This is a genomic window from Staphylococcus sp. MI 10-1553 (genome assembly GCF_010365305.1).
GTDB lineage: Bacteria > Bacillota > Bacilli > Staphylococcales > Staphylococcaceae > Staphylococcus.
The window spans coordinates 677,007-697,469 of sequence record NZ_CP048279.1; the positions used below are offsets into that span (position 1 = coordinate 677,007).

The 20,463-nt window shown below is 39.6% G+C and carries 16 protein-coding genes; 13 read left to right on the plus strand and 3 right to left on the minus strand.

The window, feature by feature from the left end; all coding sequences use genetic code 11:
• The first annotated feature begins 234 nt into the window (after positions 1 to 234).
• From GZH82_RS02920 to GZH82_RS02960, 9 genes are all read left to right on the plus strand, one after another.
• Positions 235 to 3,906 (plus strand): nitrate reductase subunit alpha, encoded by a 3,672-nt coding sequence (locus tag GZH82_RS02920; protein ID WP_162681238.1) that lies wholly within the window; start codon positions 235 to 237, stop codon positions 3,904 to 3,906.
• Complete coding sequence (narH, locus tag GZH82_RS02925) at positions 3,896 to 5,452, plus strand: nitrate reductase subunit beta (RefSeq protein WP_162681239.1); 1,557 nt, start codon at positions 3,896 to 3,898, stop codon at positions 5,450 to 5,452. The genes GZH82_RS02920 and narH overlap by 11 nt, the downstream gene beginning before the upstream one ends.
• Positions 5,445 to 6,020: a nitrate reductase molybdenum cofactor assembly chaperone gene (narJ, locus tag GZH82_RS02930; RefSeq protein ID WP_162681240.1), complete on the plus strand. Its 576-nt coding sequence runs from the start codon at positions 5,445 to 5,447 to the stop codon at positions 6,018 to 6,020. Before narH ends, narJ begins: the two co-directional genes overlap by 8 nt.
• Positions 6,013 to 6,690, plus strand: a complete 678-nt coding sequence (narI, locus tag GZH82_RS02935) for a respiratory nitrate reductase subunit gamma (RefSeq protein ID WP_162681241.1) — start codon at positions 6,013 to 6,015, stop codon at positions 6,688 to 6,690. Before narJ ends, narI begins: the two co-directional genes overlap by 8 nt.
• A gap of 15 nt (positions 6,691 to 6,705) precedes the next feature.
• On the plus strand, positions 6,706 to 7,167 hold the full coding sequence (gene nreA, locus GZH82_RS02940) for a nitrate respiration regulation accessory nitrate sensor NreA (protein WP_162681242.1): 462 nt from the start codon (positions 6,706 to 6,708) through the stop codon (positions 7,165 to 7,167).
• Positions 7,167 to 8,207, plus strand: a complete 1,041-nt coding sequence (locus GZH82_RS02945) for a sensor histidine kinase (protein ID WP_162681243.1) — start codon at positions 7,167 to 7,169, stop codon at positions 8,205 to 8,207. The genes nreA and GZH82_RS02945 overlap by 1 nt, the downstream gene beginning before the upstream one ends.
• A 12-nt stretch (positions 8,208 to 8,219) precedes the next feature.
• Positions 8,220 to 8,870 carry a nitrate respiration regulation response regulator NreC gene (nreC, locus tag GZH82_RS02950; RefSeq protein ID WP_014613059.1) on the plus strand — a complete coding sequence of 217 codons (651 nt, stop codon included), beginning with the start codon at positions 8,220 to 8,222 and terminating at the stop codon, positions 8,868 to 8,870.
• A 603-nt stretch (positions 8,871 to 9,473) separates the two neighbouring features.
• Complete coding sequence (locus GZH82_RS14580; RefSeq protein WP_238989689.1) at positions 9,474 to 9,791, plus strand: zeta toxin family protein; 318 nt, start codon at positions 9,474 to 9,476, stop codon at positions 9,789 to 9,791.
• A gap of 895 nt (positions 9,792 to 10,686) precedes the next feature.
• On the plus strand, positions 10,687 to 11,865 hold the full coding sequence (locus tag GZH82_RS02960) for a nitrate/nitrite transporter (protein ID WP_162681244.1): 1,179 nt from the start codon (positions 10,687 to 10,689) through the stop codon (positions 11,863 to 11,865).
• A gap of 124 nt (positions 11,866 to 11,989) precedes the next feature.
• Here GZH82_RS02960 and GZH82_RS02965 read toward each other — a convergent pair whose 3' ends face one another.
• Positions 11,990 to 13,585: a M20 family metallopeptidase gene (locus GZH82_RS02965; RefSeq protein ID WP_162681245.1), complete on the minus strand. Its 1,596-nt coding sequence runs from the start codon at positions 13,583 to 13,585 to the stop codon at positions 11,990 to 11,992.
• Between the two features lie 182 nt (positions 13,586 to 13,767).
• Between GZH82_RS02965 and GZH82_RS02970 the strand changes: the two genes are divergently transcribed.
• Entirely contained in the window at positions 13,768 to 14,124 is a 357-nt protein-coding gene (locus tag GZH82_RS02970; protein ID WP_162681246.1) for a DUF3139 domain-containing protein, read from the plus strand.
• 526 nt (positions 14,125 to 14,650) lie between these two features.
• On the opposite strand, the gene GZH82_RS02975 is transcribed toward GZH82_RS02970, so the two are convergent.
• A complete protein-coding gene (locus GZH82_RS02975; protein WP_162681247.1) occupies positions 14,651 to 15,598 on the minus strand; it encodes a lactate/malate family dehydrogenase in 948 nt (315 codons plus the stop codon).
• A gap of 180 nt (positions 15,599 to 15,778) precedes the next feature.
• Between GZH82_RS02975 and GZH82_RS02980 the strand changes: the two genes are divergently transcribed.
• Together GZH82_RS02980 and GZH82_RS02985 are read left to right on the plus strand one after the other, a co-directional pair.
• The gene (locus tag GZH82_RS02980) at positions 15,779 to 16,852 is read left to right on the plus strand and encodes a M42 family metallopeptidase (protein ID WP_162681248.1); all 1,074 of its coding nucleotides are present in this window, start codon (positions 15,779 to 15,781) and stop codon (positions 16,850 to 16,852) included.
• Between the two features lie 173 nt (positions 16,853 to 17,025).
• Positions 17,026 to 17,931: an EamA family transporter gene (locus tag GZH82_RS02985; RefSeq protein ID WP_162681249.1), complete on the plus strand. Its 906-nt coding sequence runs from the start codon at positions 17,026 to 17,028 to the stop codon at positions 17,929 to 17,931.
• Positions 17,932 to 18,537: 606 nt separating this feature from the next.
• Here the strand turns inward: GZH82_RS02985 and GZH82_RS02990 are convergent.
• Positions 18,538 to 18,873: a DUF4889 domain-containing protein gene (locus GZH82_RS02990; protein WP_162681250.1), complete on the minus strand. Its 336-nt coding sequence runs from the start codon at positions 18,871 to 18,873 to the stop codon at positions 18,538 to 18,540.
• 312 nt (positions 18,874 to 19,185) lie between these two features.
• Here GZH82_RS02990 and GZH82_RS02995 point away from each other — a divergent pair, with 312 nt between their 5' ends.
• Complete coding sequence (locus GZH82_RS02995) at positions 19,186 to 20,379, plus strand: CynX/NimT family MFS transporter (protein WP_162681251.1); 1,194 nt, start codon at positions 19,186 to 19,188, stop codon at positions 20,377 to 20,379.
• Positions 20,380 to 20,463: the final 84 nt, after the last annotated feature.

The following is a 20,463-nucleotide window of genomic DNA, read 5'->3' on the forward strand; positions in this document are numbered from 1 at the left end:
TATCAAAATGTTTGAAATACAGAAAATCTTTGCTCATAAATATTTACTTCACTATTACCCTATTTTTTCATTTCCGTCTACACAAACTGTATTCAACATCTTTAACCGTTTTCACGCGCACAACAAAGCTAGGGAATCCTACTAGTGAATTAGGCATTTCCCTAATATCTTCCATATGTGAATAAATGTACAATCAGTGTGATAGGGCGTGCTATGCGAAAAAGGAGGATATCTATGGCTAAATTTGGAATGCAATTTTTTAAACCGACTGAAAAATTTAATGGCAATTGGTCAGTATTAGAACATAAAAGCCGTGAATGGGAAAAGATGTATCGTGAAAGATGGAGTCATGACAAAGTGGTTCGTACGACACATGGCGTCAACTGTACGGGGTCATGCTCATGGAAAGTATTTGTGAAAAACGGTGTCATTACTTGGGAAAATCAACAAATCGACTATCCGAGTTGTGGGCCGGATATGCCGGAGTTTGAACCGCGTGGCTGTCCGCGTGGGGCGTCGTTTTCTTGGTATGAATATAGCCCGTTACGCATTAAATACCCATATGTCAGAGGTAAACTTTGGGATTTATGGACGGCAGCTTTAGAGGAACATCAGGATCCTATTAAAGCATGGGCGTCTATTGTAGAAGATGAAGAAAAAGCAAAAATTTATAAATCTGCACGTGGTAAAGGGGGACATGTCCGTACAAATTGGAAAGATGTGTCTCAACTCATCTCAGCACAGCTCATTTATACGATTAAAAAAGATGGTCCAGACCGTATTGCTGGTTTCACGCCAATTCCAGCGATGTCGATGATCAGTTATGCTGCGGGTGCGCGTTTTATTTCGTTGCTCGGTGGGGAGATGTTGAGTTTCTATGATTGGTATGCGGATTTACCACCAGCGTCGCCACAAATTTGGGGTGAACAAACAGACGTGCCGGAATCAAGTGACTGGTACAATTCGTCTTATATTATGATGTGGGGCTCAAACGTACCGCTCACACGTACACCGGATGCACACTTTATGACGGAAGTACGTTATAAAGGTGCAAAAGTTGTGTCTGTTGCGCCGGATTACGCTGAAAATGTGAAGTTTGCGGACAATTGGTTGGCACCAAATCCAGGTACAGATGCGGCGATTGCACAAGCGATGACACACGTCATTTTACAAAAGTTTTATGAAGATGAGCCGTCAGAAATGTTCATCAATTATGCGAAACAATATTCAGATATGCCATTTATCCTGCGTCTCGATCAAGATGACAATGGCTTTAAAGCAGGTCGCTTCTTACGTTCAAGTGATTTAGGACAAACATCTGAAAACAGCGAATGGAAGCCGATGATCATCGACCGTTTAACAGATTCGCTACAAGTGCCAAACGGAACAATGGGTCAACGTTGGGAAGAAGGCAAACAGTGGAATTTGAAGTTGGAAAATGAAGCGGGCGAGAAGATTGATCCAGCGATGACTGTGGTTGACGGTGACTATGAATTGGTTACGATGCAGTTCCCTTACTTTGATAATGATGGCAATGGTGTCTTCAAACGTGTCATTCCAGTGCGTCACGTGACATTGGCAGATGGTGAAACGGCCTACGTAACGACAGTGTATGACTTGATGGCGAGCCAATACGGTGTGAAACGTTTCAATCATGAATTAGAAGCAAAAGGTTTTGATGATGCAACGTCGTTCTACACACCAGCGTGGCAAGAAAAGATTACAGGTGTGAAAGCGAGCACTGTGACGCAAGTCGCGATGGAATTTGCACAAAATGCGATAGATACAGGTGGTCGCTCAATGATTATTATGGGTGCGGGTATCAATCACTGGTTCAACTCTGATACGATTTATCGCTCTATCCTAAATTTAGTCATTTTATGCGGATGTCAAGGTGTGAATGGCGGGGGCTGGGCGCACTATGTCGGACAAGAGAAATGTCGACCAATTGAAGGTTGGAGTACGATTGCCTTTGCGAAAGATTGGCAAGGTCCACCACGTTTACAAAACGGGACAAGTTGGTTCTATTTTGCGACAGATCAATGGAAATATGAAGAGTCTGGTGTCGACCGATTAGCGTCTCCATTAGCTGAAAACATTCAATTACAACACCCTGCAGATTATAACGTGTTAGCGGCGCGTAATGGTTGGTTACCATCATATCCACAATTTGATCGCAACAGTTTACTTTGGGGTGAAGAAGCACGTGATGCTGGTGAGTTTACGAATGAAGCCATTTTGAACCGTGCGGTTGACGATGTGAAATCACGCCGTACACGTTTTGCGGTTGAAAATCCAGACTTACGTAAAAACCATCCGAAGTCACTTTTCGTATGGCGTTCGAATTTGATTTCAAGTTCTGCTAAAGGTCAAGAGTATTTTATGAAGCATTTACTCGGTACGAAATCGGCACTTATGGCGGAACCGAATGAAACAGACAAGCCATCAGAAATTGAGTGGGGTGAAGATACAGTCGGAAAACTCGACTTACTCGTGTCATTAGATTTCCGTATGACAGCGACACCACTTTATTCGGATATCGTATTACCGGCAGCAACATGGTATGAAAAACATGACATTTCATCAACGGATATGCATCCATTCGTTCATCCGTTCAACCCAGCGATTGACCCGTTATGGGAATCACGTTCAGACTGGGATATTTTCAAAACGTTGAGCCGTACTTTTTCAGATATGGCACGCGTGCACTTAACAGGGACTTATAAAGACGTTGTGACTGCACCACTTGCGCACGATTCAAAACAAGAAATTTCACTCGCATATGGTGAAGTGAAAGACTGGACAAAAGGTGAAGTCGAAGCTGTACCAGGAAAAACAATGCCAGCATTTGCCATCGTTGATCGTACGTATACAGATGTGTATGACAAGTTCATCTCAGTTGGCCCATTACTTGAAAACGGTAAAGTAGGTGCGCATGGTGTCAGCTTCTCTGTCAAAGACCAATACGATGAATTGCGCAGTATGGTCGGGACTTGGGAAGATGATACGGTAAAAAATAATAAACCGCGTATTGATACCGCACGTAAAGTGGCAGATGTTATTTTGAACGTGTCTTCTGCTACAAACGGTCGCGTATCTCAAAAGTCATATGAAGATTTGGAAGCACAAACAGGTATGCCGTTGAAAGACATTTCTTCTGAGCGTGCATCGGAAAAAATCTCGTTCTTGAACATTACATCTCAACCGCGTGAAGTCATACCGACAGCGGTGTTCCCAGGTTCAAACAAACAAGGCCGTCGCTATTCACCATTTACGACAAATATTGAACGACTTGTGCCATTTAGAACGTTAACGGGACGCCAAAGTTTCTACATCGATCATGAAGTGTTCCAACAATTTGGTGAAGCACTGCCAGTTTATAAACCGACATTACCACCAATGGTCTTCGGTACAAAAGATAAACCTGTGAAAGGTGGCGTGGATGCACTTGTATTACGCTATTTAACACCACACGGAAAATGGAATATCCACTCCACATACCAAGATAACCAACATATGTTGACGTTATTCCGTGGTGGGCCAACTGTATGGATTTCAAATGAAGATGCAGCAGCACACGATATCCAAGACAATGATTGGTTAGAAGTATACAACCGTAATGGTGTCGTGACTGCACGTGCTGTCGTGTCGCATCGTATGCCACGAGGAACGATGTTTATGTATCACGCGCAAGATAAACATATCGAAACACCTGGATCAGATATTTCAGGTACACGTGGTGGCTCTCATAATGCGCCGACTCGAATTCATTTAAAACCGACACAATTGATGGGCGGTTATGCACAAATCAGTTATTCATTTAATTACTATGGACCAATTGGAAATCAGCGTGATGTGTATGTCGCTGTAAGAAAGATGAAAGAGGTGGATTGGCTTGAAGATTAAAGCACAAGTCGCAATGGTATTGAATTTAGATAAATGTATCGGCTGTCATACATGTAGTGTGACATGTAAAAGTACTTGGACCAATCGACCAGGCGCTGAATATATGTGGTTCAATAACGTCGAAACGAAACCAGGTATTGGTTATCCAAAACGTTGGGAAGACCAAGAAACATATAAAGGCGGATGGGTGTTAAACAAAAAAGGGAAATTAGAGCTGAAATCAGGGACACGTTTAAACAAAATTGCATTAGGTAAAATTTTCTACAACCCGGATATGCCGGTCATTCAAGATTATTATGAGCCTTGGACATACAACTACGAACATCTGACAAAAGCGAAACCAAGCAAACATACACCTGTAGCCAAAGCACATTCGGTGATGACAGGCCAACGTATGGATTTGGATTGGGGGCCAAACTGGGAAGACGACTTAGCGGGCGGTCATATGACTGGCCCGCAAGACCCTAACATTCAAAAAATTGAAGAAGAGATTAAATTCAACTTTGACCAAACATTTATGATGTATTTGCCACGTCTTTGTGAACACTGTTTAAATCCAAGTTGTGTGGCATCATGTCCGTCTGGCGCAATGTACAAACGTGACGAAGATGGTATCGTCCTTGTTGACCAAGAAGCATGTCGTGGTTGGCGTTACTGTATGACAGGTTGTCCGTACAAAAAAGTATACTTCAACTGGAAAACGAATAAAGCGGAAAAATGTACGTTCTGTTTCCCACGTGTTGAAGCGGGGATTCCGACAGTATGTTCAGAGACATGTACAGGCCGTATGCGTTATTTAGGTGTGTTACTTTATGATGCAGATCGTGTGCAAGAAGCTGCATCAGCTGAAAACGAACAAGACTTGTATGAAAAGCAACTCGACTTGTTTTTAAATCCATTTGACGAAGCTGTCATTGAACAAGCAGAAAAAGACGGTATATCTCAAGAATGGATCGAAGCAGCGCAAAATTCACCGATTTATAAATTAGCGATTGAGTATAAACTTGCATTCCCACTGCATCCAGAATATCGTACGATGCCAATGGTATGGTATTGTCCACCGTTAAGTCCGATTATGAACTACTTTGAAGGACAAAACGCAGGTCACAATCCAGATGCGATATTCCCAGCAATTGAAGAGATGCGTTTACCGATTCAATATTTAGCAGAACTCTTTACAGCTGGAGATACTGTGGTAGTGAAAGGCTCACTTCAACGTATGGCGATGATGAGAAGTTACATGCGTGCACAAAATACAGGCCGAGAATTTGATATGTCTCGTTTAGCGCGTGTAGGTCTAACTGAACGACAAGCGAAAGATATGTATCGTTTACTTGCCATTGCAAAACATGAAGATCGTTTTGTCATTCCGACATCGCATAAAGAGCAATATATGGATACGTACACAGCGCAAGGTAGTCAAGGTTATGGTGGTGAACATTTCGGTGCAAACTGTGACGGTTGCGGTGTGCCAGTCGGTACGGGTGGAAAAACAGGTCAAGAAATGTATAACGAGCGTTTCTATGGAGGGATTTTCCGTGATTGATCTACACATGTTGAATACGTATAAAGATACATTCGGTTATATGAGTCAGCAGTTGAGCTTTCCTGAAAAATTGACTTTCCACCCTCAAACATTTGAAGAAGTGTTTGATGAGACCCATCCGGCTTACCCGCATGTCGTGGCGTATCGAGAGGCAATGTATGAAAAGAGTTTGTCAGAAATACAAGCTTTCTACACAGATACGTTTGATTTTAATGAAAAAACGACTTTGTATATGACTTACAATCAACTGGATACACAAAAAGAACGGGGTCAAATGTTGGCGAAGTTAAAAGTGCTTTATGAAATGTTTGGTCTCGAGATGCCAGCGTCAGAGTTGTCGGATTACTTGCCGCTCATGTTGGAATTTTTATATGCGGCGTGCTTTGATGGAGATACACGTGCTCAAGACAATGTGCAACTCGTGATCATGATTATTGAAGATGGTACGTACACGATGATGAAACATTTGGAAAGCGAGCACAATCCATACGCACATTTAATTCGTGGTCTTCGTGAAACGTTCAAGCGTTGTATCGTAGAAGATAAAGAGGTGACACATCATGTTTAATCAGTTTTTATGGGTGATATTTCCGTACCTCTGTCTTGCAGTTTTTGTTATCGGGCATATCGTACGTTATCGTTATGACCAATTTTCATGGACTGCAAAATCGAGTGAGTTTATTGAGAAGAAGCAATTAAAGTGGGGCAGTTTGTTGTTTCATCTTGGCGTCATTCCTGTGTTTTTCGGACATGTCGTTGGGTTACTTATCCCTGCAAATTGGTTAGAAGCGGTCGGCGTGAATAACCACATCTATCATATCGGTGCAGTGTATATTGGGAGCGTTTTTGGTATAATAACGTTAATTGGTATGTTTTTGTTAACTGCGCGTCGTATTACGAAACAAAATGTACGTCGTTTAAGTTCGGCGTCAGATATTTTCGTTAACTTTTTATTATTACTTATCGTATTTGTCGGATGTTATGCCACATTAGTGACGAATGCGACAACGCCAGAATTTGATTACCGCCAAACGATTTCTATTTGGTTTAGAGCACTGTTTACACTCAGTCCAGATGCTCATTTGATGACAGGGGTGCCACTTGTATTTCAATTACATGTCCTTTTAGGCTTTACAATTATGGCGTGCTGGCCGTTTACGCGTCTCGTTCACGTGTGGAGTGTGCCAGTGACTTATGCAAGTCGTAGTTATATTATTTATCGCAAACATAAAATTTAATGGAAGGTGATGACCGTGAACCAGATTGATTTTTCGCAACATGATTATCAAGATGAAATAGATAGATTGCGTCATGAATACCAGTTTGACTTTGCAGGTATTGCTTTGCCATCAGAAGATCATGCAGGGATGAAAATCAAATGGCGTTACGTGTCAGGCAACTTGAATGAGCGATATCGTCGCATCGTATTACGTAATGGGCATGGCATTGCAGGGAATGTGATGAAAACAGGCAAGCCGATGAGTATTCCCGATACAACAGATGATGAAATTCAAAACGCATTGTTTGATTATCCTATATTGATGAGTGAGCAATTGACGGCTTTGATTGCGATTCCACTTTGGCACAACCATCGTGTGAAAGGTGTCCTTTTACTCGGACAGCGTAACCAAAAACCATTGCCACATCTAGCGAAAGATATTTCCTCCATTAAAGGCATTGGTAGTTTGACAAGTGAAGATAAGGTGATGCAATAATGCCGCAACAACAGACCGAATTATTAAATTTTTTACAAGCTTACTATCATCAAACGTCAGAAATGATTATTTTTATCGATGCACAAGGTCAAGTGATTGATATGAATGAAGCGGCAAAACGTGTCATTTCACCGGATAATGATATGAGTGGGATTTCGACGACAATTTGTGGTCGCTGTGAAGGCTATACGAATGAACACGCTTTACGCACATGTCAAAATTGTTTTCTCCAGTCTTCAGAAATTGGTGATACGACATTTCAAGTCTTTATGAAAACGACAGATAATAAGGTCGAGCCATTTACAGCAACTTATCAAACGATTGATGAAGAACGACAAATTAAAGCTTTTACACTGCAAAATGTCACAGCGCAATTGCAGCGACAAGAAAAGCTGTATCAACGTAATATGATTCAAAAAACGATTGCAGCACAAGAAAACGAACGTAAGCGTATTTCTCGTGAATTACATGACGGGGTCGTTCAAGAACTGATTAATGTTAATGTAGAAATGCGTTTATTGAAATATCAAAGCGATATGGATGTGATTCTATCCAATGCCAAAAACATTGAAGGCTTAATGACAAAATTGATTGATGACTTGCGCAATTTATCATCAGAACTGCGCCCAGCTTCATTAGATGATTTGGGATTAGATGCAGCATTTAAAACATATTTCAAGCAGATGGAAAACAACTATGGTTTAGCGATTAATTATCATTTTGATATTGACTCAGAGCGCTTTGATACGGAAATCGAAACCGTCGTCTACCGTATCGTGCAAGAAGCGGTTTTCAATGCGATGAAGTATGCGGGTGTCGATGATGTTGATGTCATTATTCGCAAAGATGATAACTACCTTTATGCAGAAGTTTCAGATCAAGGGAGAGGATTTGAACCGAGTGATTCGCCTAAAGGAACGGGTTTAGGGCTTTATGGCATGTACGAACGTGCTGAACTGGTGAATGGAAAGCTCAATATTGAAACGCAAAAAGGAAAGGGCACGATTGTGTCACTCGAAGTACCAATCAGCCAAAAGTGAGGGGAATGTAGCATGAGAATCGTGATAGCAGATGATCACGCTGTTGTACGTACGGGTTTTTCGATGATTTTAAACTTTCAAGAAGATATGGAAGTGGTGGGTACAGCTGCAGATGGTGTTGAAGCGTATCAAAAAGTGATGGAGCACGCACCAGACGTATTGATTATGGATTTAAGTATGCCACCAGGAGAATCAGGTTTAATTGCGACGAGTAAAATTTTAGATAGTTTCCCAAATACAAAAATTCTCATACTCACGATGTATGATGATGAAGAATATTTATTTCATGTATTGCGAAGTGGCGCGAGTGGCTATATTTTGAAAAATGCGCCGGATGAACAATTATTGTTAGCGATTCGTACAGTTTACCAAGGGGAGACGTATATCGATCCGAAAATGACGACTTCTTTGGTGAAAGAGTTTGTGCATTCGTCTAATGACGGAGAGTATTCGAATGATCCGTTTAAAGTGTTGTCGAAGCGAGAGTTGGAGATTTTACCGTTGATTGCGAAAGGTTATGGGAATAAGGATATTGCTGAGAAATTGTTTGTGTCGGTGAAGACGGTTGAGGCGCATAAAACGCGTATTATGGATAAGTTGAATTTGAAATCGAAGCCGGAGTTAGTGGAGTATGCGTTGAAGAAGAAGTTGTTGGATTTTTAGTGTTTTCATAGAATGGTTGTGTTAAAAGTTGGGGAAGCGTGAGGTTGTTGTACACGCCTTACTACAAAGGCGATGGTGAAAAACATTTTCTGTTACAGGCGTATGTTACAGTGTTTGCTACCTTGGGCTCGCGTTCCTAGGGGCTGACCCTTCAACAAAATTCTGCATAATTGAAGTGGACACTTGAAGGAAGCCGAGTTGGATTTTCGGGAGCAGTACAGAAATCTCATATGAAATAAAGATTTCGTAGTACTGCCCCCGCAAAGCTGACTAGACTTCTCAAAAGCGGATGCATTGAGAAGTCAGATAGCTACTGCGTTAAGCAGCAACCAATATTATAATTAAAAGGTATTTGCTATTAGCATGCACTTAACCCCTCAGGAGTCTCGCTCAGATTAGCAAGCGACGGTGTTTTAATACATTTCGAGTTGAGGATGGTACACGATATTTAGTGCCACCCTCAACTTTTAATTTGAAGTGGGTTATTGATACACTTTCACCCACTACTTTTGGCACCACTACTTCCTGCAACTTATCGTTTTTAGTAAGAGGGAGATAGAGAGCATATAGGGTTGGTGAACTATACAACATTATCATCTGCTCATTGAGGGGACATTAAGAACTGTCGAGGTACCGAGACGAACAGCAGTATCTTTAAAATCCAAGGGCTATCAAGTTGAATTATCACTTATAGCAACAAAACCTTATTTATCATATTTGAGTACTTTGTTGAGATACGAACAAAATTACACTATCTTCCCTAAATCAGCACGTGCTTCCCCTAAAGAATATCATGATAATATAGTAAACAATTTGGTGAGAAACCTAAATATTTTAGAAAATGAAAAATTTTTGATAGAATACAAATATTTAAGCGAGATAAAAGCTGTGTATATGATTCTTATGAAAATGGTCATTTAATGGCTTCAGAAAAATGACATGAGTTATGATATGGTGTTTGGGATTTGACAGAAAAAGAAATGTTGAATTATTGTGAAAAGCAATTGAAAATGTTAAGAGAAGCAAAGAGAAAATAGTTTATATATTGCATAGCTTGTTGTTCGTGTAGAATAGCAAGTTTTTATCGATTATAGAATTGGAAATCAATCTCTGTAACAGTCCATCTGAACCACAATTCCCCCCAACAAATGTTAAGAAAAAAGCTTATGCCCTTCTCAATATATAGAGGACATAGGCTTTAGATTTATTAGTTGTTTAGAAAACTCATCAAATAACGCATCTTGTTCTTCTACTGCCTTTACTTCATATATCGCTAATCCTTTTTTACATCAACTTCTTACTAAATCGGGTATGAATTGTATTTCTGATTGAATGAATAATACTGCAACGCCATCGATATCGATAAAAAGTATAGCTACGATGTTGAGGTAAAAAAGGTTTTGTTAATTTTTCGATGACTTTAATTCCTTTTTTGCGTATTTGATAATAGTCTAATGCGCCGATATTGAAATAAACATTTGTTGTTCATCAGAATAGATTGGTAGTTTATCATTTCTAAATACCTCGTTTTGAGTTGTTTCGACCAAATAAAAAGTTTAAAAATCCAATAAATGCTCACAATTCATGGTATAGCATTCCAGTTACTATGTTTGATAAATGGAGCATCAATCATATTTGTAAGCGGGCACTATCACTTTCGATTGTTAGGGGATACGCTATGCAAGAATAGGGGAACTCCTTATGTTATAAATTTCACAATACCATTAAACTAGAGGTGAAATCTAATCACGCATCGCATTTTGAACTGAAGCTAACGTTCAAGTTGATGCATCTAGTAAAGAAAGGTGAATGAGAAATGAATCAATCGAAAGGTGGCGTACAACTTGCGCTCCAAACACTCAGCCTTGTTGCAGGGTTTATGGCGTGGAGTATCATTGCACCATTAATTCCATTTATTTCACAAGATATTAAAATTTCAAGCGGTCAACTCTCTATTATTTTGGCCATTCCAGTCATTCTAGGCTCTGTCCTTCGTGTGCCATTTGGTTATTTAACTAATATTGTAGGCGCGAAATGGGTATTTTTTACGAGCTTTATTGTTTTGCTCGTACCGATATTTTTACTAAGTCAAGCTGGATCTCCTGGCGCATTAATGTTTGCAGGATTTTTCCTTGGGGTCGGGGGCGCAATTTTCTCAGTCGGTGTAACAGCACTTCCGAAATATTTTTCTAAAGATAAAGTCGGCCTCGCAAACGGTATTTATGGTATGGGGAACTTAGGGACAGCGGTATCTTCATTTTTAGCACCACCCATTGCAGGTATAATCGGATGGCAAAATACTGTACGTAGTTATTTAATCGTAATGGCAATATTTGCAATCATTATGTTCTTTTTAGGGGATAACAAAGAACCTAAAGTGAAAGTACCACTTGTAGAACAAACACGCATTTTAATGAAAAACTATAAACTGTATTATTTAAGCTTATGGTACTTTATTACATTTGGCTCATTTGTCGCATTTGGTCTATTTTTACCGAACTTCCTCGTACAAAATTTCGGTATTGATAAAGTCGATGCAGGGATTCGTACAGGTGTGTTTATCGCATTAGCGACATGTTTGAGACCTCTTGGCGGTATTTTAGGGGATAAATTTAATGCGGTGACGATGTTGAAATTTTTCTTTTCTATTATGATTGCAGGTGCTTTTGTCTTAGGTGTTTCAAGTCAAATTTCATTATTTACAATCGGCTGTTTAACAGTGAGTGTTTGTGCCGGTATTGGTAATGGACTTGTGTTTAAACTCGTACCGCATTATTTCACAAAAGAAGCTGGTGTCGCGAACGGTATTGTTTCTATGATGGGGGGGCTTGGCGGATTCTTCCCACCACTTGTCATTTCGGCTGTGACATCTATCACAGGTACGAGTCATTTCGCATTCATCTTGTTATGTGTATTCGGTTTAATTGCACTTGTGACGATGTTTAACTTATCTAAACGTGAAAAAGCAGCAGCAAATAAAGCGACTGTGTCGTAATACCAACAAGCTATTCAAAGTTGTATCATTAGATAGCATTTATATGAATCAAATGGACCGAGAGACGTCATGTTTCTCAGTCCTTTTTTCATGTCGTGATTCAGTAATACTATCCTATAAATTATCATAAGAAATGTGTTTTGATTACGGCTTCCAAAATAACAGGTAATTCTTCAAAGGCACTTTGTTGATGCACGCGCTCGGTCACTTTATGGGCATCTTTGCCGATAGGACCACAGTTCAGAAATGGTGCTTGAATTCGTTCAATCGCTTCAAATGGAATATGATACGTCTGGCCAAATACAGGTGTGTGATCGCGAAATGCGTCAAATCCTGAACCATTTGGAGACGGAGTAACGTAACTTAAATCACTAATGCCATTAAAATAGTGAATGCGCTCCGACAAACGATTGAATTGTTGTTTTGCGGTGTCTGTAATCGTTTGTTTGATTGCTTCAACTAAAGGGTGAAACGATGCATTCGTCGCAGGATAATAAGGTGGCGCATAGAATGTAATCACGGCAGGTCCAAGTGATTTACAAAGGCGAATGAGCGCATCGATAATCAAAATAGACTGTTCGTGCGGCTCTTGTTCGTTTTGAATGGCTCGGTCAACAAGTTCTTGAACCGTACTGCTGCCATGATGTTGACATGCATATTGATACAACTCTTGATAAGTCATCAACTGCAACTGTGGAAGTGGTGCGACGTCTTCATCTTTCATTCGCTGTTGGTAAGCCGCCCAAGCTTTATTCATACCTTCTTTGACCGCATCATTAAATTGTTGGAAAACATCATTTGCGTTCTGTTTGAATAAAAAAAGATTAAATAAAGCGACTGTACGAAATGGCGTTTGGACATCGTAATGGTGCTTAATATCATTCATTTTTAATGTGACAGGAAAAGGAGTGACCTCACCTTCAAATGTTTCTTTAAAACGAGCGTTATATTCAATTTCTTGAAGCATATAACTCATCACAAAATTCGAACTTAAACCGAGTGCAGGCGTACCGACATGTGTTTCACGACCATTAACAAAAATTCCCGGCATAATTTTGCCAATCGAGCCGCTATAAAAATAATGGATGTCATTGCCTTGTTGTTGAAACGTCGGCTCACTATTTAAATGTAAGGCGATGTCGAGCTGATGTTGCTGACAAAGTTCATCTAAGTACGCCACTGCGGCATGCATTCCTTTTGAAGTGACTTCTTCGTCTGGCACTGTCATCAAAATTAAATTCATATCCCATGCTTCTAATATGGCTTTTTCAATCAAAGACATATGTAACATTAAACCTGGTTTCATGTCCATGCTGCCACGGCCAAATAAATATTGACCGGACTGAATATCTGCTTGGACTTCTTTATCAAAATCCTCAACATGCGCTTGAAAAGTTGCTGTGAGGTTATCCATATCAAAAGCTTCAGATTGGTATAAACCAAAATCTTCAATGCCCACTGTATCAAAATGACTGATACATGTGACGGCTTTGTGAGATGTTGCTCCTTGATATAAAGCGACTACCGCATGTCGACCATCGTCAGTCGGCACGAGATAGATCTGTTTAGGGTGTGTTTTGAAATAATCGAGAGACATCAATTTGTCTTTCACTAAATAAGGAAACGATTGTTCACATTCTGAATGTGTCACACTTTGATGTGCTACGAGTTGTTTTAAAAGTAATGCTCTTCCTGCTGCTGTTTGCCATTGTGGTTTCATATGATCTCTCCTTTGTGTACCGTCTCCAGCATACCTCTCATTGTAAAGGTTTTCATAAAATTTGCCAATTCAACAGTATGAGATTATGACGTTTATGTGACGACGAAAGTTCTCTTAGATGTCCCAAACTGATTTGTGATAATATAGTAAAATAAGATTGTATAAAAATGGGGGCATATGACATGTTAAAAAAAATAATCGGTATTATTTTGTCACTCATCATTTTATTTATCATTGTTGCCGGTGCATTTTTTGCGTTTAAAGGGTACCAGAAAAGCCAAAATTTAAAGATGATTGATCAATATTTAACTGAAAACCAATTGAAAGATAAAGTCATTAAGGAAAAAGATGAGTACGATCCGAGAAAAGGGATTTTTTATAAAGAGTTAACAATCAAAGGCGATGAAAAAAATACATACATCGCACAACCGATCCATATGAAACGCGGATTTTTCTTACAAGGCTTTAATACAGAAACGAAAAAGCATGATAAAAAGGCGAAATATAGTTTCTTTGATGAAGATTATAAGTTGAAATAGCTGTTCTTCTTAATTGCTGAATTGTGTTAAACATACAACTTGGAGATTTTACGATTGCGGACATGCCCTCGCGTTCCCAAGGGGTGTGACTTGCCTCAACTCAATTCGGCTTGATTGAAGCATACACCTGATAGAAGCCGAATTGGATTCTGGGAGCAGTACAGAAATCTGATGTGCAACAAAGATTTCGTCGTACTGCCCTCGCGAGGCTGACTAGACTTCTCAAAAGTAAAAAATTGAGAAGTCAGACAGCTACTGCGTTAAACAGTAGCCACTATAAAAGTTAAAGGTCATGATTTTGCTTTTAATTATCGGCCTCGGGAGTCTCGGGGAGTCCTAGCAATCGTAATCAATGTTTTGAATTCACATGTCATAAAGAAGTTAAATTACATCTTTATAGCTTATTTCAATCTTCACTTTCATTTAAAGGTGAGATTCAGAGGCTCGGACGATTTAATGTTCCGAGCCTTTTTTATGCAAAGGCAAAAATACGGTGCTTTACCTTATATTAAGTCCTATTCTCACGCTACTTCACAGATTCGGCTGTTGCGATCGCTTGTTGAATATAAGCCACAGAATGATCGAGTGCTGATTTTTCTTCCTTATCTAACTGAATAGGAAAGACTTCGTGATGGCCTTCAAGATTCACACGTGTCGGCAAGCTGAAGGCCACATTCGTATAATCATATACATTTTGATGAACAGTTGAAATCGGTAAAATGCGATTTTCATCATAAAAAATAGCTTCTGCTAAATCGACAGCAACGCGTGAAATGGCTGAATTCGTCCAACCTTTTTTACGCATCACATCAAAAGAAACTTTATCGATTTGATCACGAATACCTTGTTTAGAAATCGGTGTCACGACGCTCAGTTGTTCATACTCTTCTAATGGCATACCGGCAATACGGACACGACTCCATACAGGAACAGTCGTCTTACCGTGCTCGCCAATCACAAACGCCTCGACACTTTTTGGATCAACGTGATAATGATCGGCAATTAAAGTACGAAAACGTGTCGACTCTAACATCGTACCTGTCCCCATGATTTTGTGATGTGGATAGTTGAATTGTGTTTCAGCAATATAAGTCATCGTATCCACTGGGTTTGAAATCATCATAATATGCGGAGATGTCGTCACGGTAGTAATCTGCGACATTATCTCTTGAATGATTTTAGTATTGTGTGCTGTCAGTTTCGTACGATCCGCCATATCTGCGTTGGAAGGAATGCTAGCAGAAATAATAATTAAATCAACATCTGCTAACATATCGTATGTACCCACTTTAATGCGTGTATGATGTGTCCCGCTTAATCCTTGAAAATGCATATGATCGAGTGCTTCACCTTCCACACGGTCAAGATCTGTATCTATTAAAACGATTTCTTGAAACAGGCCTGCATACTGAATATCAGTTAAAATCTGGCTACCTACGCGTCCTAAACCGATGAGTGCTACTTTATTGACCATTTAAAAACCCCCTTTAAGTTGTATCAAAGTATGTTATTGGATTGACTAAAATATAGATAATATTAGTATAAACTTTGTGGAAGACAAGATGCAATGACCAATCAATTCATCAGCAAACACATTTTTCAGAATTTTTGGTATGATAAGTAGGACGCATCCAATGAAGGGGGACAATGAATAATGAAAGATACAAAAGCATTACTCCAACAATTAACAAACCTTAACGGGATTGCTGGACATGAATACAACGTTAAAAAGGTAATGAACGACCTTTTAGAACCGAATAGCGATGAAATGATTTATGACAATTTAGGTGGCGTATTCGGTAAGAAGCATTCCAAAACAGGTCAACGTACCATTATGATTGCTGGTCATTTGGATGAGATTGGCTTTATGATTACGAAAATAGATGACAACGGCTTTATTCGTTTTACACAAGTCGGAAGTTGGTGGAATCAAGTGATGTTATCACAAAAGGTAACGATTACGACAGATGAAGGCCGTCAAATTCGCGGTATTATCGGTTCGAAACCACCCCATGTCCTAACGCCTAAAGAACGTAAACGCCCAGTTGAGATGAAAAATATGTTTATTGATGTCGGCGCAAAAGATAAAGCTGAAGTCGAAGCGGCAGGCATTGAAATTGGGAATATGATTACGCCATATTCTGAATTTGAGACGTTATTAAATGAAGATTACATGACCGCGAAAGCATTTGACAATCGCTTTGGTTGCGCAGTTGCAGTCGACGTGATGGACGAGCTTAAAGGTGAGGACATCGATGTGAATTTAGTCGCAGGTGCGAATGTACAAGAAGAGGTTGGCTTACGTGGTTCTAAAGTTGCGGCGCATAAAGTGAAACCCGATTTAGCAATTGCGGTAGACGTCGGTGTCGCGTATGATACACCAGGATTAGAAAGTAATGGAGACACGAAAGTAGGAAATGGGCCAATCGTGTTAAATTTAGATGCCACAAACATTGGCCATGTCGGTTTAATTCGTCACGTGAAAAAGGTAGCCAAAGCCAATGGTATCGACTTACAATGGGATTCCATTCCAGGTGGCGGTACAGATGCCGGTAGTTTCCATACAGCGTTAGACGGTATTCCTTCTATCGCATTGTCACTGCCATTACGCTACATGCATTCAAATGTATCAATCCTGAGTCGCAAAGATTATCAAGCAGTCGTTAAGTTAGTAAATGAAATCATTCGTGCCTTAAATGATGAAGTAATCGACGAAATCATTTGGTAAAATATTTAAAATTACGATTCAAGCAGAATTCCACTTGTTCAACTGAGCAGTGGCGTTCTGCTTTTTATGTGGAACGGGGTAAAAGTGAATTGAAGGAAGCAAAAAGATATTGTCTTCGCGTGTGAGTCATGATAGATTAGACAAAACTATAAAGACAGCAGAGGAGGCTTTCCATGACACAACAACATCAAAAAAGGTGGTTAGGTTATTTATTAGTCATCATAGGCGCTTCATTTTGGGGTGTAGGTGGAACAGTCTCACAATGGCTTTTCCAACATGCAAATGTCGACGTGACATGGTTTGTAGCCGTTCGACTCATGCTCTCAGGGCTGTTATTAATCGGCATTGCTTTTATTTCAGAAGGTTCGAAAGTCTTTCACATTTGGCGCGATAAACGATCCACGGCGCAAATTTTAATTTACGGCTTATTCGGCATGCTTACCGTACAATATACCTTTATGGTCACTATCAGTTATGGTAATGCGGCAGTCGCGACATTATTACAATACCTAGGTCTCATTTTCATTATTTTTTATCTCGTTTTCAAGAAAGTCACAAAAATAGGTGTGAAAGAAATAGTTGCGGTATTACTCGCATTAACCGGTACATTTTTATTATTGACTAACGGTGATATTCAAAATCTACAAGTTCCGAAATTAACGATTGTATGGGGATTACTGTCAGCCATCGCACTCGCTTTTTATACCATTTATCCAGTGAAATTATTAGCACGATGGAGTTCACTGACTGTAGTCGGTTGGGCAATGTTCATCGGAGGGTGTGCATTAAGCTCCGTACATCCACCGTGGCAAATGGACTTTACAACTTGGACGTTAGCGACTTATCTCTATTTTGGATTTGCCATCATTTTTGGAACGATGCTCGCATTTTGGTTTTACATCGATAGCTTGCGATATTTACATCCACATGAATCAGGGCTATTAGGCACACTCGAACCATTAACAGCACTCTTAACATCTGTTGTTTGGTTACATACCACATTCGGATTGTGGCAACTCATCGGCGTCGCTTGCGTCATATTAATGGTCGTCGTCATCTCCGTAGTCCAAAACAAATAAAAACATCGTACTGATTGAGAAAAATATGAATGCGTTTGTAACTTGAAAAGAAGGAAATTCAGAAAACTCATTGTAGAAAGTGAAGATTGCTTTGAGGAAAAAGATATAGCAGTATAAATTCACTTTGTCTCATGAGGATTGCCGCGCAGCTTTGAAGAAAATAGAACGCATTAACATTTAATAGAGAAGGCTTATATCGTTTCAATAATGTTGAATTACATTTTGAGTAGAATAAAAAAACAGATTGCACAACCACCCGAGACGCTTGAGGGATTAAGTGCATGCGAATAGCAAATACCTTTTAATTTTAATATTGATTGCTGCTTAACGCAGTAGCTGTCTGACTTCTCAATGCATCCGCTTTTGAGAAGTCTAGTCAGCCTTGCGGGGGCAGTACTACGAAATCTTTATTTCATATGAGATTTCTGTACTGCTCCCGAAAATCCAATTTGGCTTCCTTCAAGTGAACACTTTTAATCAAGCCAAATTGAGTTGAGGCAAGTCCCCTAAGGACGCGAGGGATGGTGACGCAATCTGTAAGTTTATCTTTAAAAATGATGTATGACCCATGTAAAAACGATACATAAGCTTTTTCATTTAAAACTACTAATGCATGTCGTGAATTTTCATCATCAACCCATGCGGCACATCATCATGTGATACTATCTTTTTCTTAATATATACATGCGGCTCATCTTTTTTCGCAACAAGCTTCACAAAATCACCCTTTTCAGGTCTGAAATCATCATCAGTCGGAATCTTCACATTTTCTTCCACAGTTTTATCAGACTCACTCACCACTTTTTCAGCAGTCGTGTCATCTTTCATATAACCGTAGTAAGTTTCCTTTTGTCCTGCAAGCATCATCGCTACAACAACTCCTACTGTAACGACTAACATAGCTACGATCAACACGATACCTATCGTTTGTTTTTCTTTCATTGTTGTGTCTCCTTTAAAAATTTAATTGCGACATGACTTCATAATAAGTCACTTCTTATTGTATCGAATGAAAATACTTTCGGAAAGTAAAATATTTAATGTACATGTGATGTGAATGCTATAGATTTTGTGTTCTAATGTGATGCGCACGTTAAATAGGTATATAAAAAGTTGATCGATGTGATGATGAAAACCTGCACAAAGATACGCAGAGAATTTTCAATTTTTTCACAAGTCGTGAATGGAGAGTTGTGGTATAGTGTCTATATTAGAAATTATCGCTTCCATGAAGCAAGAGGTGGAGGAACAACAATGTCTGAGTTCAATGGACATCAAAAAATTCAAGAGCAATGGCTACTCGTCTTCGGTGTTATTTTAATTGCGGCTACATTACGCGCGCCATTAACAGCCGTGGGACCGGTCATCCAACAAATTAAAACAGATTTACATATTAACAACGGAATTGCAGGTTTGATTACGACCATTCCACTCATTATTTTTGGTATTATATCGCCCTTTGTATCGCGTATGCTTTCAAAAATTTCGATGTCGCGTTTTTTATTTTTAACTTTAATGTTAACAATTGTAGCACTTTTCATTCGAATTTTGGGAGGTATTCCAGCATTTTTCATAGGGACAGTGTTACTCGGCGTATCGATTGCGCTGGCCAATGTGACTTTGCCGGCTTATGCGAAATGGGCTTTCCCGACACAAATAGGCATAATTACAGGCATTTATAGTGCAACGATGAACTTTACAGCGGGGCTAGGCGGGGGATTAAGTTATCCACTGTCTACTGTTACATCGTTATCATATCGCTTTTCACTCGTCTTTTGGGTCGCTTTTGCAGTGATCGCACTCGTGATATGGTTACCTCAGCTTAAACAAGCGTCTGATTTAGCTTCAAAACAGCATGATGGATTGAGAAAGCCTATTTATCGTTCAAAAATTGCATGGGCGGTGGCACTGACGATGGCGTTCCAATCTATGATGTTTTATAGTATCGTTGCTTGGTATCCGTCAATTTTAGTGAGTAAAGGCATTGATCCGGAAATGTCTGGTTACTTCTTAATGTTGAATCAATTTGCGCAATTACCGATGACGTTTACATTTCCGATTATTGCTGCAAAAATGTCGACACAAAGAAGTTTAATCAGCATTGTAGCAGCGCTGATGAGTGTAGGATTTATTTTGCTGTTTTTCAATAATACTTGGATATTACTTGTGGCGATGATTTTGACTGGTATGGGAATTGGCGCCTGCTTTAGTTTATGTATGACGATGTTTTCGATTCGTTCAAAAACAACAGCCGGCAGTATGGCTTTATCAGGTTTTGGTCAGTCAGTCGGCTATTGGGTAGCAGCGATTGGGCCTTTCGTACTTGGTATGGCACACGACATGTTGAATAATTGGACTGTCGCTATTGTGTTATTTTTAATGATGGTCGTAGCTGTATTTTGTGCAGGTATGATTGCTACTCAAAATAAATATATTGAAGATGAATAAGAGATGAAAGTAAGGGTTAAGACGAGGCCTATGTGCACCTTGTCGTAACCCTTATTTTTGCTGATGTTCAATCTTTCATCAGCA

Coding starts and splice junctions, on each gene's coding strand:
- GZH82_RS02995 (WP_162681251.1), top strand. CDS start 19,186: ATGTCTGAGTTCAATGGACATCAAAAAATTCAAGAGCAATGGCTACTC.
- GZH82_RS02945 (WP_162681243.1), top strand. CDS start 7,167: ATGCCGCAACAACAGACCGAATTATTAAATTTTTTACAAGCTTACTAT.
- GZH82_RS02965 (WP_162681245.1), bottom strand. CDS start 13,585: ATGAAACCACAATGGCAAACAGCAGCAGGAAGAGCATTACTTTTAAAA.
- GZH82_RS02960 (WP_162681244.1), top strand. CDS start 10,687: ATGAATCAATCGAAAGGTGGCGTACAACTTGCGCTCCAAACACTCAGC.
- narI (WP_162681241.1), top strand. CDS start 6,013: ATGTTTAATCAGTTTTTATGGGTGATATTTCCGTACCTCTGTCTTGCA.
- GZH82_RS02970 (WP_162681246.1), top strand. CDS start 13,768: ATGTTAAAAAAAATAATCGGTATTATTTTGTCACTCATCATTTTATTT.
- GZH82_RS02975 (WP_162681247.1), bottom strand. CDS start 15,598: ATGGTCAATAAAGTAGCACTCATCGGTTTAGGACGCGTAGGTAGCCAG.
- GZH82_RS02990 (WP_162681250.1), bottom strand. CDS start 18,873: ATGAAAGAAAAACAAACGATAGGTATCGTGTTGATCGTAGCTATGTTA.
- GZH82_RS02920 (WP_162681238.1), top strand. CDS start 235: ATGGCTAAATTTGGAATGCAATTTTTTAAACCGACTGAAAAATTTAAT.
- GZH82_RS02985 (WP_162681249.1), top strand. CDS start 17,026: ATGACACAACAACATCAAAAAAGGTGGTTAGGTTATTTATTAGTCATC.
- GZH82_RS02980 (WP_162681248.1), top strand. CDS start 15,779: ATGAAAGATACAAAAGCATTACTCCAACAATTAACAAACCTTAACGGG.
- nreC (WP_014613059.1), top strand. CDS start 8,220: ATGAGAATCGTGATAGCAGATGATCACGCTGTTGTACGTACGGGTTTT.